The organism is Ancylobacter pratisalsi (assembly GCF_010669125.1).
GTDB classification, from domain to species: domain Bacteria; phylum Pseudomonadota; class Alphaproteobacteria; order Rhizobiales; family Xanthobacteraceae; genus Ancylobacter; species Ancylobacter pratisalsi.
In genome coordinates, this window is record NZ_CP048630.1 from 852,621 (window position 1) to 867,983 (window position 15,363).

Here is a 15,363-nt window from a genome sequence, read left to right on the forward strand (position 1 = left end):
CCTACTCGCGGGACTCGGCGTCGCTGGTGCGGCTGTCGACGGCCACGGATTTGATCATGGCCCACACCGCGAGCCCGGCGCCCAGTGCGAGCCGGTCGGCGCTCTCACGCGTGACCATGGCGGCGAGATGCCCATCGCCAACCTTGAGGATCACGTCGGCATACGGCCCCTCCAGCCGGCGGACCTCTTCCACCGTTGCCGGCAGCAGGTTGGATACTGACACCTCTTCCGGTTTTGTCAGCGCGAGGGCGACGTCGCGCGCGCGCACCCGCGCCCGCACCGTCGCGCCCACCGGCCGCTCCACCTGCGGCACGCGCAGAACACCGCCGAAGAAGGCGAGATCGGACAGCCCATAGTCCGCGTCATGCCGGCTGACGGTGCAGTCGATCACGGTGCCCAGATCGAATCGCCCCACCACCTGCAGCATCTCAGGCGCCGACATCACCTCGCCCAGCGCCCCCGCGGCGACCAGCCGTCCTTCGCGCAGCGCCACCACCATGTCGGCGAGACGCAGAACCTCGTCGATGGCGTGGCTGACATAAAGGATCGGCAGTCCCATCTCGTCGCGCAGCCGCTCAAGATAGGGCAGGATCTCCGCCTTGCGCGCTGCATCCAGCGCCGCCAGCGGCTCGTCCATGAGCAGCAGGCGCGGCTGTGCCAACAGGGCGCGGCCGATGGCGACACGCTGGCGCTCGCCGCCCGAAAGGGTATGCGGCCGGCGCCCCAGAAGATGCGCTATGCCCAGCATGTCGACGACCGTATCGAAGCCGATCGCACGTACGGACGCGCGGCTGCGGCGCTCGCCATAGCGCAGGTTGCGCTCCACGCTCATATGCGGGAACAGGCGTGAATCCTGAAAGACATAGCCAACCCTGCGCGCCTCGATCGGCAGGTTGATTCCACGTGAACTGTCGAAAAACACCTCGTCTCCAACCGCAATGCGCCCGGCATCTGGCCTCACGACGCCGGCAGCGGCCTGTATGATCGTGGTCTTGCCTGCGCCGGAACGCCCGAACAGGGCGGTAACGCCGGAACCCGGCGCCACGAACTGCGCCTCCAGCTCAAAGCCGCCGGGGCGCCTTATCTGGATATCGACCTCGATCATGCCCGTCCGATCAGGATGCGGATGCGCCGGTCGGCGATGCTGGCCAGCAGCAGGGAACCCAGCGCAAGCGCGACGGATACCAGCGTGAGGCGAAGCGCCATGGCGTCGCCATCCGGCAAATGCGTCGCGCTGTAGATGGCGAGCGGAATGGTTCGCGTCTGGCCTTCGATGTTCGAGACGAAGGTAATGGTCGCGCCGAATTCGCCCAGTGACGAGGCGATCGCGAGCAGGGCGCCGGAGAGAATGCCCGGCAGCATGAGGGGCAGCGTGATGGAGAAGAACACATCGAGGCGGGACGCGCCGAGCGTGCGCGCCGCAGTCTCCAGCCCCCGGTCCACGGCCTCCAGCGCCAGCCGGATCGCGTTCACGGTCAAGGGGAAGCTGATTACCGCCGCCGCCACGGTGGCGCCGGCCGTGGTGAAGATCAGCCGGATGCCGAACCACGCATCAAGATACTGCCCGAGGAAGCCGCGCGAACCCAGGCTGAGCAGCAATATGTAGCCGACCACCACCTTGGGCAGCACCAAGGGCAGATAGATGATGCCGTCGAACAGCCCTTTGCCGTGAAACGAGCTGCGCGCCAATATCCAGGCCACCAGCACGGCAACGGGCAGGCTCCAGAAGGTGGCCCAGAAGGCGACCTTCAGGCTGAGATAGACGGCCGTCCATTCCTCCGGCGTGAGCATCGGGACCTCAATTCAGTCGTCGGCACGCGGACCGGGATCGCGCATGGGCCGACCCGCGTCCGCGACATTACGATGCGAGCGGCCTATTCCACCACGAAGCCGTACTTCACATAGATTTCCCGAGCCTCGGGGCCGGTGAGGAAGGCGAAGAAGGCCTTCGTCGCTGCAGTGTCCTGTCCCTTCACGATCTCGAAGGGATAGCGGATCGGGGGATGGCTGCTGGCCGGAAAGGTGCCGGCCACCTTCACATGGCTGGCGATGGCAGCATCGGTCGAATAGACGATGCCGGCGGTCGCCTCACCGCGCTCCACCAGCGCGAGCGCCGCGCGCACGCTCTCGGTGCCCACGATATGCGCCTTCACCGCGTCCCACTGGCCGAGGCTGGTCAGTGCGGTCTTGGCATATATGCCGGCCGGCACGCTGTCGGTGAGGCCGGTGACGAGCTTGCCATCCTTGCCGAGGAAACCGGCCCAGTCGAACGAGGCGTCGGGCGTCACCTTCTTCGCCGTGTCCGTCGGCATGATCAGCACAAGGCTGTTGCCGATCGGGGTCACGCGGGTGTCCTTGAGGGTCAGATCCTTGGCCTCGGTGAAATCCATCCACTTCTCATTGGCCGAGGCGAAGATCGAGGCCGGCGCACCGGCTTCGAGCTGCTTGGCCAGAGCCGACGACGCGGCGAAGGAGAAGATGACCTTCTGGCCGGTCCGGTCGGTGTAGGCCTTGCCGATATCCTGGAATGCATTGGTCAGGCTGGCCGCCGCGAAGATGACGGGCGTGTCATCGGCACGCGCCTGCCCAACGCCGAGTGGGATGAGAACGAGCGTCGCAACGGCAAGGCCGGCGACAGCGTGAAGGACAGAGCGGCGAGGCAGCATGGTGAAGGCTCCCAATCATATATCCGAACATATACATGTATCCGTCCATATACATGATGATCCGTGAAAGGCTAGCCACACGGCGCCGTTTCACGTGCCGAATGTCGTAATGCCATGCTGACAGACGCGAAGAATGGACCGCGCGTCCCTCCGCCTTCGCGCGTCGAGGCGCTCCCGGCACGGACGTGCGGGAACCGACGCACACGGAAAATCCGTGCGCGCGGGTTCGCGCCCTCAGGAATCAGCGGAGGGGGTCAGGAATGCGAGCGGGCGAGGCTCAGCCGGCAACGCCCGGATAGCTCGCCGCCTCAACGGCGACACGTTCGGCTTCCGGCACGAGATCCCAGGCGGGAAACTCCTCGCCATCCTTGCCGACCACGATCGAAGGAGCCTGGCGGACCACACGGCCGCCACTGCCATCATCCATCAAGGAAAATTCGTAAATATGATGCGCCACCTTGTGCATGACGCGCACGGTGGAAGGCGAGAGCGTGACGATGTCGAATTCGCCATACGGCATGTCGTTCCCTCCCTTTTCCGCTCTTCGGCGGCCGGCCGGCCGCTTACCGCAGCTCGGCTCAGCGCGACAGCGCGTCGCGCAGCCGGAACTTTGGTCCATGAAGGGCCCCGCGACAAGAAAAAATCTTCGCGCGCGGCCGGCGCGCAACACAGCGGTGGAAAACCGCGCCATGGCAAGACCGGCCATAGCAGGCCCGCGTCATGACGGCACCGCGCGCCTCAGTCGCCGCGTTCGCCCTTCATCGCCGCCAGCGCGGCGCGGGCACGTGAGCCCGCGAACACGTCCTTGGCCGGCAGCGCCAGGCGCCGGCGCCAGTTCGGCCGCTCACGGTCGGTGCCGGGCAGGTTGACGGCCACCGTCTCGCCCGCCAGGTCGTCGAACTGGGCAAAGGCCAGGACCGAGCCGGTGCGCGCGATAAAGGCATGCACCGCGGCCACGAAACCATCATCGAGCGCGGCATCCGCGGCCGGCATCTCGGCGATCAGCCCCTCGCGCAGCAGCGCGGCGCCAAGGCGCCCCTTCTCGGCGACGCGTTCCAGCCGCGCGGCCGCCAGTGTTGCTTCCGTTTCCAGCCCTAGCGCACGGCGCTCATCGAGATCAGCGCCGATCCACCACCCTGCCAGCGTCGGCAGGTCGTGGGTCGACACACACGCGGCCGCCGCCTCCGGATAGGCTTCCGGCGGCGCGAAATCGCCGTCCCGCCGCTCGAACCAGAGCACGCGGTAGGAGAGCATCCGCTCCTCCGCAAGTTGTTCACGCATGCCGACGGGCACCGTGCCGAGGTCCTCGCCCACGACGAGGCACTTCGCCCGCTCGCTCTCCAGCGCCACCTGCCCGGCAAGGTCCTCGAAGGGCATGGAGAGGTAGGCCCCCTCCACCGCCCCCTCGCCCTTCGGCATCAGGAACAGCCGGCGCAATCCCATCACATGGTCGATCCTCAGTGCGCCGGCGTGGCGCATATTGGCCGCGACCAGCCGCGCGAAGCTCTGATAGCCGTCGCGCTGCAAGGCCAGCGGGTCGAAAGGCGGCAGGTTCCAGTTCTGCCCTTCCGGCCCAAGCGGGTCGGGTGGCGCCCCGATCGTCACGCCCTGCATCAGCATGCCGGCCTCGGACCACGCTTCCGCGCCGTCCATGGCGGTGCCAACGGCAAGGTCGCGATAGAAGCCAAGTTCAAGCCCCGCCGCACGCGCCGTGCCAGCGGCGGCGGCGAACTGCCGGTCGGCGACCCATTGCAGCCAAAGCGCGAAGCGCACTTCATGCGCGTGGGCGCCGGCAAAGGCGTCGACCGCCGCGCTGTCCGCCATGGCGAGCCCGTCCGGCCAGTCACGCCAACTGGCGCCATGCTGCGCGGCTGAGATCGCCTCGAACGCCGCAAAGCGCCTCAGCACCGCGCCACCCTCGGCAACGAACTGGTCGAAATCGGGATCCGGCGCCGCGTCGAAGCGCGCGAAAGCCGTCCGCAAGGCCGCCTGTTTCAGCGCCCAGACGCGGGCGTAGTCCACGGAAGCAAGCGCCCCAAGACCCGCGAAGGCGCTCATATCCGCCCCCAGCGCTTCGACGTCGATATAGATCGGATCGAGGAAGCGCCGGTCGGACGGCGAATAGGGGCTCGCCCGCTCGCGATCACTGGGAAACAGCGCGTGCAGCGGGTTCAGGCCAAGTACCGTCGCGCCCTCGGCGCCCGCGCGGGCACCGAGATCGGCAAGCGTGGTGAAGTCGCCGATGCCTTGGTCGTATACCACGGGTTCGTTATTGCCCCGTCGCAGCGTGTAGAGATGGGCCGCCACGCCGAACCGACGCTCCCCCTTCGCCACGGAGGACGGCAGGTAGCAGGCCCGCGGCGCCACTGTGAGACGGCAGGTCTCGTCGCCGAAGGTGAGCGTATGGCGCCCCACCGGCATTTCAGGCAGCGTCACCGTGCTCACCGTCGCCAGCCGGCCATCGGGACGTAGAACGCTCTTGCGCTCACCCTCCTCGGGGCGGATGGCGAGTTCCATCTCGCTGCCGTCCTCAAGCCGCAGGCCGAGATCGAGTCGGCGCGAAGCGGTGGCCGCGGTGCCGCCAAGCCGCAGCGTGCGCGCCGCGCCCACCCGCAGCACGCGGGCGAAGGGCACGCCATGGCCGAAATGCTGGTCCGAGAGCTTTGCCAGACTGTCGCGCACCTCCCCCGCCCCATCGGATGGAAGACGCAGCGCTTTGAGCAGGGCGCGCTTGGTGTCGTCGCTCACCGCATGATGCGTGCCCTCGACATCCCACCATTCGGGCGCGATACCGGCGGCGGAGGACAGCTTTTCCAGCAGCGCCGGATCCACTTCCCGGCGCGACGCACCGGCTACCGCCTGTTCCACCAGCACCTGCACCGAGCGCGGCGACAGGGTTGCCCCCTCCTCCGACCCGTCCGGGCGGGCGGTGTCGATCGCGAGCCGCCAGGCGAAACCCTCGCGCGGCTCGGGCAGCGTCAGTGTCCGCGCCTCGCCCGAGGCATTGAGAGCGACCGTGACGCGGTCCGCCCCCTCGCTCCCGGAGGCGGGGGCATAAAGCACCACGACCAGCACCCGGTTGCCCGGCGCGTCCCATGGCACCGGGCCGCCCTCCGGCGCCCGCCACTCGACATCGGCGATGCCGCTGCCATCGACCGGCCGCCCCTCCAGCGGCGCCGCGCCGCGCAGGGCGCGATGTTCCCGCCGCAACGCGATCAGCCGCGCAGTAAAGCCGGCCAACTCCTCGTCCACCTTGGACCAGTCGAGCCAGGTCAGCTCGTTGTCCTGTGCGTAGGCGTTGTTGTTGCCTGCCTGCGAGCGCCCGCATTCGTCGCCCATGGTCAGCATTGGCGTGCCGCGCGCGGTGATCAGCGTCGCCAGCAGCGCCCGCATGTCGGCCTGCCGCGCCGCAATGATGGCGGCGTCGTCGGTCCAGCCTTCCGCGCCATGGTTCCAGCTGTGATTGTCGTTGGTACCGTCGCGATTGTCCTCGCCATTGGCCTCATTGTGCTTGTGCTCGAACGAGACCAGATCGGCGAGGGTGAAGCCGTCATGGGCGGTGATGAAATTGATGGCCCGCGACAAGGGCCGGTGCCGCGCCGCGAAAACGTCCGCCGAGCCGGCGAAGCGGGTCGCGAGTTCGCCCACAACACCGTCTTCGCCGCGCCAGAAACGCCGTGCCGTGTCGCGGAATTTGTCGTTCCACTCCGCCCATTCGGCCGGGAATTGCCCGACCTGATACCCTCCGGGCCCTATGTCCCAGGGCTCCGCGATCAGTGCCAGCTCGCGCAGCTGCGGATCCTGCCGGAGCGCGGCGAAGAACGGCGCCTCGGGATCGAACCCGTCCGGGCGGCGCCCCAGCGTCGCGGCGAGATCGAAGCGGAAGCCGTCAAGCCCCGCCCCTGCCCAGCGCCGCAGCATGTCCATGCCGAGCCGCAGCACCGGCATGCGCTCCAGCGCCAGCGTGTTGCCGGTGCCGGCGTCGTTGATCAGAAGCCCGGCATTCTCGCGGGCGTGGCGGTAATAGGTCGCGTTGTCGAGCCCGCGCAGGCTGATCGTCGGGCCGGAGGCATCGCTCTCGCCGGTGTGGTTCAGCACCACGTCGAGCACGACGCGAATTCCCGCCTCGTGCAGCGCTTCGATCGCGCGACGCACCTCGGGAAAGCCGCCGGGCGCGAGGCGCGGGTCCGGCGCGCCGAACACCACCGGGTTGTATCCCCAGTAATTGGTCAGCCCGAGCGGAGGTAGATGGCGCTCATCGACCCACGCCATGGCGGGCATCAGCTCCACGGTGGTCACGCCCAGCCGGACGAGATGCTCAAGAGCCGGCGGCTCGGCCAGCGCGGCGAAGGTGCCCCGCATCTCCACCGCGATGTCGGGATGCTGCCGTGTGTAGCCGCGCACATGCAGTTCGTAGAGCACCTCGTCGTCCCAGGGGAACGATCCCGCCCGGCTCGGCGGTTCGGCGGACGGGTGGGCGACGATCGCCTTCGGCACGACGTGCGCGCTGTCCACCTCGTCGCGTGGGGCGCCCAGTGCGCGCGTATCGAACAGGGCTGGCGCCAGCTGGAAGGGGCGGTCGAGCCGGCTGGCATAGGGGTCGACGAGCAGCTTGTAGGGATTGAACCGGTGACCGGCCTCCGGCGCCCAGGGCCCCGTGGCCCGCAGGCCGTAGCGCGCGCCCGGCGGCACGTCTCCAATATGCGCGTGGAACACATCGCCGGTTCGCGCCGGCAGGACGATCCGGGCGATCTCGGTCTCGCCCGCGGGATCGAACAGGCAGAACTCGATCCGCTCGGCATGGGCGGAAAACACCGCGACATTGACGCCCCGCCCATCCGCCGTGACGCCCAGCGGCTCGGGGCTGCCATCGTCGATCGCGTAGGTGCTCAAACGCCGCGCTCCGCCGCGAGGGTGCGATAGAGGCGATCATATTCGCCCGCCGCGCGTTGCCAGGACACATCCGTCGTCATCGCATTGCGCTGGAGCTTGCGCCACAGGACCTTGTCCTGGAACAGCGCGCGCGTGCGCCTCAACGCCTGATGCAGGGCGGGAGCCGTGACCGGAGAAAACTGCACGCCGGTCCCCACACCGATGCCGCGCGCCATCTCGTTGACGTCGATCACGGTGTCGGCGAGCCCACCGACCCGCGCCACCACCGGCAACGCGCCGTAGCGCAGCGCCGCGAGTTGGGTCAGGCCACAGGGCTCGAAGCGTGAAGGAACGATGAGCGCGTCCGCCCCGGCCTGAACCAGATGCGCCACACCCTCATCATAGCCGAACCACGTGGCGACGCGCCCGGCATGGGCTTCCGAGGCGCCCGAGAACCGGCCGGAAAGCTCGGCATCGCCCGAACCCAGCAGCGCCAGCTGCCCGCCCATTTCGAGCAAGGTGCCGATATTCTCGGCGAGCAGGTCCAGCCCCTTCTGCCAGGACAGGCGGCTGACCACACCGAACAACAGCGCATCGGGATCTTCGTGCAGCCCGAAGCGCCGCTGAAGCGCGGCCTTGTTGGCGTCGCGCGCCTTCAGCCGCTTCACGTCGAAGCGGGCAGCCAGGTGATCATCCGTGGCCGGGTCCCACGCCACCGTGTCGAGCCCGTTGAGAATGCCGGAAACGACGTCCGCGCGGTCGTTGAGCAGCCCTTCAAGCCCCATGCCGCCCTCGGGCAGCAGGATCTCGCTGGCATAGGTCGGGGACACGGTGGTGATGCGGTCCGCCAGCTTCAGCCCAGCCTTGAGGTAGCCGACCGCGCCATAATATTCGATGCCGTGGATCGAGAACGCCTCGGGGGGAAAGCCGAGCTGCGGGGCGATGGTGCCGGGGAATTTTCCCTGGAACGCCATGTTGTGAATGGTGATGACCGTTCCCGGTCGCCACCCGCCCGAATAGTGCAGATAGGCCGGCGCGAGGCCCGCCTGCCAGTCATGGGCATGCACGACCGCCGGCACGAAGCCCGGCACGAGCCCGCGACCGATGCCGGACGCCACCGCGCCGAGCGCGGCGAAGCGCTCGGCATTGTCCGGCCAGTCCACTCCAGCCGGGTCGGAATACGGCCCGCCCGGCCGGTCATAGAGATGCGGCGCGTCAATGACGAAGAGCCGCAGCCCCGCCGCCTCGGCATCGAGCAGGCGTGCCGGGCCGCCGAATAGATGATCGAAATGATGCACCGGCTCGGCCCGGGTCAAGGCGCCGAGCACCGCCGCATAGCCGGGAATGAGCGTGCGCATGTCGACTCCATGAGGCGCGAGGGCCGCTGGAAGCGCGCCGGCGACATCTGCAAGACCACCGGTCTTCACCAGCGGATAGACCTCGGAGACGACCGAAAGAACCTTGAACTCAGACACCCTGCCGTCCCCGTATCCCTGCCCGCATGAACCCGGCCCCCGCCGCTGCGCTGCCGACCGCGCCGATCGCCTAGACGTCGAGGCGATCGATCATCGACTGGGTGATCAGGCAGATGCCCTTGTCCGTGCGGCGGAAGCGCTTGGCATCCAGTTCCGGATCCTCGCCCACGACGAGGCCCTCGGGAATGCGCACATGGGAATCAATCACCACGTTCTTCAGCCGGGCCGAACGGCCGACCTCGACATAGGGCAGGATCACTCCGTTCTCGATCGACCCGTAGGAGTTCACCCGCACACCGGTGAACAGCAGCGCCCGGCGCAGCGAGGAGCCGGAAATGATGCAGCCGCCCGAGACCAGAGAGGAGATCGCCTGCCCGCGGCGACCCTCGTCGTCATGCACGAATTTGGCCGGCGGGGTGATCTCGGCATAGGTCCAGATCGGCCAGTCGCGGTCGTGCAGATCGAGTTCCGGCACAACCCCGGTGAGGTCGATATTGGCCTCCCAGTACGCGTCCACCGTTCCGACATCGCGCCAATAGGGCGCCGTCTCCATGTCCGAACGCACGCAGGAGCGCGAGAAATGGTGCGCGCACGCCTTACCGTGCTTCACGATGTAGGGGATGATGTCCTTGCCGAAATCATGCGTGGAATGCGGATCGGCGGCATCGCGGCGCAGCTGGTCGATCAGGAACTTGGTCTCGAAGACATAGATGCCCATCGAGGCCAGCGCCTTGTCCGGGCGCCCGGGCATGGAGGGCGGCGACTTCGGCTTTTCCAGGAAGGACAGGATGTTGTCGCTCTCGTCGACATGCATCACGCCGAAAGCGGTCGCCTCGTCGAGCGGCACTTCCAGGCACCCGACCGTCACGTCGGCGCCCTGGTCGACGTGCTGCTGAAGCATGAACTCGTAGTCCTGCTTGTAGACGTGGTCGCCGGCCAGAATGATGATGTGCCGGGTCTCGTAGGCTTCGATGATGTCGAGGTTCTGGTACACCGCGTCGGCGGTTCCAAGGTACCACATGCTTTCGGAGACGCGCTGGCTCGCCGGGAGCACGTCGAAGCTCTCATTGCGCTCCTGGCGGAAGAAGTTCCAGCCGCGCTGCATGTGCCGGATCAGGCTGTGGGCCTGGTACTGGGTGGCGACGCCGATGCGGCGTATGCCGGAATTGAGCGCATTGGACAGGGTGAAGTCGATGATGCGCGACTTCCCGCCGAAATAGACCGCGGGCTTGGCGCGCCGGTCGGTCAGTTCCATCAGGCGGCTGCCGCGCCCGCCGGCGAGCACGTAAGCCATCGCCGTTCGGGCGAGCGGTGCGTGGTGAGCCGGCTTTCTTGCCATGTAGCGTCTACTCCCCTTTGTTATCCGGAACGCTGTCCGGCACGCCGGGCTCCGGTATGTCCGGCTCCCATTTGAAATAAAGCGTCGCCAGCGGCGGCAGCACAATCTCCGCGCTTGCCGGCAGGCCATGGCTGGGCACGTTCTCGGCGACCGTGCCACCGAGATTGCCAACGCCCGAGCCACCATAGTCGGCGGCATCGGTGTTGAGTATCTCGCGCCAGCGCCCCGCATGAGGCATGCCGATCCGGTAGCCGGGGCGCGGCACCGGCGTCATGTTGGCCACCATCACGATCGGCGCATCGCCGTCCCGGCCGAAGCGGACCCAGGCAAAGATGGACTGCTGTGAATCGTCCACCACGATCCAGCGGAAGCCTTCGGGCGCGCAGTCATGGGCGTGAAGCGCGACCTCGTCGCGATAGGTGAGATTGAGCGTACGCACCAGCGCCTGAACGCCGCTGTGGTGCGGCCCCATCGCCAGCAGGTGCCAGTCGAGCGAGCGCTCCTCGCTCCATTCCCCGCGCTGGGCGAATTCCTGGCCCATGAACAGCAGCTTCTTGCCGGGATAGGCCCACATCAGCGCGTAATAGGCGCGTACCGTGGCAAAGCGCTGCCAGTCGTCTCCGGGCATGCGGCTCAGCACGGTGCCTTTGCCGTGCACCACCTCGTCATGGGACAGCGGCAGCACGAAATTCTCGGTGAACGCGTAGACCAGCCCGAAGGTGATCTTGTCGTGGTGCCACGGGCGGTGGACCGGATTCAGCGACATGTAGTCCAGCGTGTCGTGCATCCAGCCCATGTTCCACTTGAAGCCGAAGCCAAGCCCGCCGGCATAGACCGGCGCGGATACACCGGCCCAGGAGGTCGATTCCTCCGCGATCATCACGGTGCCGGGATGCTCGGCGTAGACAGCCTCGTTGGTGCGCTGGAGGAAGCCGACAGCGTCCTTGTTGTCGTTGGAGCCGTCCGGGTTGGGCGACCATTCGCCGTCGCGGCGCGAATAGTTGAGGTAGAGCATCGAGGCGACCGCATCGACGCGCAGCCCGTCGATATGGAACCTGTCGAGCCAGTACAGCGCATTGGCGATCAGCATGTTGGCGACTTCGCGCCGGCCGAAATCGTAGATCGCCGTGTTCCAGTCCGGATGGAAGCCGCGCTTGGGGTCGGCGTGCTCATAAAGCGCCGTTCCGTCAAAATGCGCGAGGCCGTGAATATCGGTCGGAAAATGCGCGGGAACCCAGTCGAGGATCACCGACAGCCCGGCCTGATGCGCCCGATCCACGAAACGGGCGAAACCGGCCGGGTCGCCGAACCGGCTGGTGGGCGCGAACAGCCCAATCGGCTGGTAGCCCCAGGAGGCATCCAGCGGGTGCTCGGAAACAGGCAGCAGCTCGATATGGGTGAAGCCCATCCAAGCGACATAGTCGACGAGCTGATCGGCGAGCTCGTCATAGGTAAGCCAGCGATTGTCTTCCCCGCGCCGCCACGAGCCGAGATGGACCTCGTAGGTCGCCATCGGCTTCTCGCGCGACTCACCCCTGGCGCGGGCCTCGATATGGGCGGCGTCGTGCCATTCGAAATTGTCGACCCGCGCCACGACGGAACCGGTCGCCGGGCGCAGTTCGCCATGGAAGCCGAACGGGTCCGCCTTCAGCGGCAGCAGCCGGCCATCGGCGGAGATGATTTCGTATTTGTAGATCGCGCCCTCGCCGACGCCGGGGGCGAAAATTTCCCAGAGCCCGCTGTCGACGCGCTTGCGCATCTGATGGGTGCGCCCGTCCCAGCGGTTGAAGTCGCCGACAACGGAGACCCGCGAGGCATTGGGCGCCCACACCGCGAAGCGCGTGCCTTCGACACCCTCATGGACACAGGGATGCGCGCCCAGCCGCTCATAAAGCTGGCGATGCGTGCCCTCGACCAGCAGATGATCGTCGATCTCTCCCAGCGCCGGACCGAAGGAATAGGGATCGTCCAGCACCCATTCGCCACCGGCATTGCGCGCGCGCAGCCGGTAACGCGCCCAAACCGGGCGCCCCTTCACCAGGCCTTCGAAGAAGCCGGCGGGATGCCGGTCGGTGAGCGCGACGATGACGGAGCCGTCGGCATCGATCGCCTCCAGCGTCTGCGCGTCCGGCACGAAGGCGCGAATGATGACGCCCGACGCGACTTCATGAGGACCGAGCAGCGCAAAAGGGTCGGCGTGGCGGCCCCCTACAAGTGCCTCGACCTCGCGGTCCGGCGACTGCCACGCAACCATATCGTCAAACCTTCCCTGCCTGGGTTTCAGTTCATCAAGACCCGAGCAGGATGAAGGTTCCTTTACCGTCGACACAAAGTCCACAATAAGCGTTCACTCAGCCTTTTCGAACGGCGGTGGGCCTGGCCCTCACTCCGGCGCACCGCGGGGGATCCGCAGGAGCGCGGGGGCTCAGCGCCCCGGGCGCACCGGCACGTTCCAGATATCACGCGCATATTCCGAGATGGTCCGGTCCGAGGAGAACCAGCCCATATTGGCGGTGTTCATCGCGCTCGACGTCCACCAGCGCGCCTTATCGTGCCACGCCACGTCAATCTCCCGCTGGGCGTTCCAGTAGGCGTCGAAATCGGTGGTCACCAGGAAGTAGTCGTGGTGGCGAAGCGCATCGACCAGCGATTTGTAGCGGCCCGGCTCGTCGGGCGAGAACACGCCGGACTCCACCGCGTCCAGCACCTCGCCCAGATGCGGCGAGGCCTGAATCGACCCGTACTCGTCGATGCCGTTGGCCCGGCGCGCTTCCACTTCCTCGGCGGTCAGGCCGAAGATGAAGATGTTGTCGTCGCCGACATGCTCCTTGATCTCGACATTGGCGCCGTCGAGCGTGCCGACGGTGAGCGCGCCGTTGAGGGCCATCTTCATGTTGCCGGTGCCGGAGGCTTCCATACCGGCCGTGGAGATCTGCTCGGAAAGGTCTGCCGCCGGGATGATCACCTCCGCAAGCGACACGTTGTAGTTCGGCAGGAACACCACCTTCAGCAGGTCGCGGACCGTGGGGTCGTCATTCACCACCTTGGCGACGTCATTGGCCAACTTGATGATCAGCTTGGCCATGTGATAGCTGGCCGCCGCCTTGCCGGAGAAAATCTTGACGCGCGGCGCCCAGTTCTTGGCCGGGTTGGCGCGCATCGCGTCATAGAGCGCGATGGTCTCCAGCACGTTGAGAAGCTGGCGCTTGTATTCGTGGATGCGCTTGATCTGCACGTCGAACAGCGCGCCTGGATTGACCTTGATGTCCAGCCGGTCGCGGATGAGCCGCGCCAGCGCGACCTTGTTCTGGCGCTTCACCGCCATCAGCCGCTCGTGGAGCGAGCTCTCGGCCGCGAAGGCCTCAAGCTTCTTCAGTTCGGCGGGATCGTCGAGAACGGCGGGACCGCACACATTCACCAGCAGGTTGGTGAGCCCGGGATTGGCCTGGTAGAGCCAGCGGCGGAAGGTGATGCCGTTGGTCTTGTTGTTCATCCGCTCCGGGAACAGCCGGTAGAAATCCTTGAAGACGGTCGTCTTCATCAACTCGCTGTGCAGCGCGGCCACGCCGTTGATCGAATGCGATCCGAGGAAGGCGAGATTGCCCATGCGCACCCGGCGGCCATGATCTTCCTGGATCAGGGAGACCGAGGAGAGCAGCGCGTCATCACCGGGGAACTCGGCGCTCACCTTTTCCAGGTGCTTTGCATTGAGCAGGTAGATGATCTGCATGTGGCGCGGCAGCAGGCGCTCCATGAGCGGCACCGGCCACGTCTCCAGCGCCTCGGGCAGCAGGGTGTGGTTGGTGTAGGAGATCGTCCGCGTGGTGATGTCGAACGCCTCGTCCCACTCGATGTCGTGCTCGTCCACCAGCACGCGCATCAGTTCCGCGACAGCGATGGCGGGGTGGGTATCGTTGAGCTGGATCGACACCTTGTCGGGCAGCGAGCGCACATCGCCGAAGCTGTCGACATGGCGGCGCGTCAGGTCGCGCAGCGAGGCGGCGGTGAAGAAATACTCCTGGCGCAGGCGCAGCTCCTGGCCCGCGGGCGTGGCGTCGGAAGGATAGAGCACCTTCGAGATCGCCTCGGCCTTCACCTGGTTCACCAGCGCGCCGACATGGTCGCCCTGGTTGAAGGCGTCGAGCCGGATCGGGTCGGCGGCGCGCGCCGACCACAGCCTCAGCGTGTTCACATGGTGACCGCGCCAGCCCACGATCGGCGTGTCATAGGCGACGGCCTCGACCGTCTCGCCCGGATGCCAGATCTGCTTCTTGCGGTCGCCCCCCACCGGCACCGCCTCGACCGAGCCACCGAAGCCGACGTCGTAATAGACCTCGGGGCGCTCGAACTCCCACGGATTGCCGAAGGACAGCCAGTCCTCGGGATATTCCTTCTGCCAGCCATTCTTGATCATCTGGCGGAACAGGCCGTTCTCGTAGCGGATACCGTAGCCGTAGGCGGCGATCGAGAGCGTCGCCATGCTGTCCATGAAGCAGGCCGCGAGGCGTCCCAGGCCGCCATTGCCCAGCGCCGCGTCGGGCTCCACCTGGCGCAGCCGGTCGAGATCGACGCCAAGGTCGCCCAGCGCCGAGCGCGCGGTCTCGAGCATCTCGATATTGGTCAGCGCATCGAACAGCAGCCGGCCGATCAGAAATTCGAGCGAGAGGTAGTAAACGCGCTTGCGCCCTTCCGAATAGGTCTGGCGCGTGGAGGTGATCCAGCGGTCGACGATGCGGTCGCGGGTGGCGAAGGCAGTGGCAAGGAACCAGTCGCGATCGCTCGCCGCTGCCGGATTCTTGCCCACTGCGTAGGTCAGCTTGGAGATGACCGCGGCACGAAACTTCGCGACGTCATCGCCCGCAGCGGCCGCCCGCGCGGCAGTCTCCGACTTGTCCAGCATCTTATCCTCGACCTCGACTGACATGTGCAGCTTGTGCTCCCCTTGCGGTCATCCGCTTCGGCCTGGCCGACGGCGGCGGACCTGTTGGCCGTTCATGCAACCTTTTGGCCA

General features: G+C 66.9%; 9 protein-coding genes. All 9 read right to left on the minus strand.

Annotated features, from left to right (window positions below):
• Position 1: 1 nt before the first annotated feature.
• The 9 genes from modC to G3A50_RS04290 all read right to left on the minus strand — a co-directional run bounded on the left by modC (position 2) and on the right by G3A50_RS04290 (position 15,276).
• Positions 2 to 1,105, minus strand: coding sequence for a molybdenum ABC transporter ATP-binding protein (gene modC / locus G3A50_RS04250; RefSeq protein ID WP_163074098.1), 1,104 nt, complete (start codon positions 1,103 to 1,105; stop codon positions 2 to 4).
• Entirely contained in the window at positions 1,102 to 1,791 is a 690-nt protein-coding gene (modB, locus tag G3A50_RS04255; RefSeq protein WP_163074099.1) for a molybdate ABC transporter permease subunit, read from the minus strand. The genes modC and modB overlap by 4 nt, the downstream gene beginning before the upstream one ends.
• An 83-nt stretch (positions 1,792 to 1,874) precedes the next feature.
• The gene (gene modA, locus G3A50_RS04260) at positions 1,875 to 2,666 is read right to left on the minus strand and encodes a molybdate ABC transporter substrate-binding protein (protein WP_163074100.1); all 792 of its coding nucleotides are present in this window, start codon (positions 2,664 to 2,666) and stop codon (positions 1,875 to 1,877) included.
• Positions 2,667 to 2,943: 277 nt separating this feature from the next.
• Complete coding sequence (locus G3A50_RS22540) at positions 2,944 to 3,372, minus strand: hypothetical protein (protein WP_246252116.1); 429 nt, start codon at positions 3,370 to 3,372, stop codon at positions 2,944 to 2,946.
• Between the two features lie 32 nt (positions 3,373 to 3,404).
• Positions 3,405 to 7,559: a glycogen debranching protein GlgX gene (glgX, locus tag G3A50_RS04270; RefSeq protein WP_163074101.1), complete on the minus strand. Its 4,155-nt coding sequence runs from the start codon at positions 7,557 to 7,559 to the stop codon at positions 3,405 to 3,407.
• On the minus strand, positions 7,556 to 9,013 hold the full coding sequence (gene glgA, locus G3A50_RS04275; RefSeq protein WP_163074102.1) for a glycogen synthase GlgA: 1,458 nt from the start codon (positions 9,011 to 9,013) through the stop codon (positions 7,556 to 7,558). Before glgA ends, glgX begins: the two co-directional genes overlap by 4 nt.
• 70 nt (positions 9,014 to 9,083) lie before the next feature.
• On the minus strand, positions 9,084 to 10,352 hold the full coding sequence (gene glgC / locus G3A50_RS04280) for a glucose-1-phosphate adenylyltransferase (protein WP_163074103.1): 1,269 nt from the start codon (positions 10,350 to 10,352) through the stop codon (positions 9,084 to 9,086).
• Between the two features lie 7 nt (positions 10,353 to 10,359).
• Positions 10,360 to 12,606: a 1,4-alpha-glucan branching protein GlgB gene (gene glgB / locus G3A50_RS04285; RefSeq protein ID WP_163074104.1), complete on the minus strand. Its 2,247-nt coding sequence runs from the start codon at positions 12,604 to 12,606 to the stop codon at positions 10,360 to 10,362.
• Positions 12,607 to 12,777: 171 nt separating this feature from the next.
• Positions 12,778 to 15,276: a glycogen/starch/alpha-glucan phosphorylase gene (locus tag G3A50_RS04290; protein ID WP_163074105.1), complete on the minus strand. Its 2,499-nt coding sequence runs from the start codon at positions 15,274 to 15,276 to the stop codon at positions 12,778 to 12,780.
• Between the last annotated feature and the right edge of the window lie 87 nt (positions 15,277 to 15,363).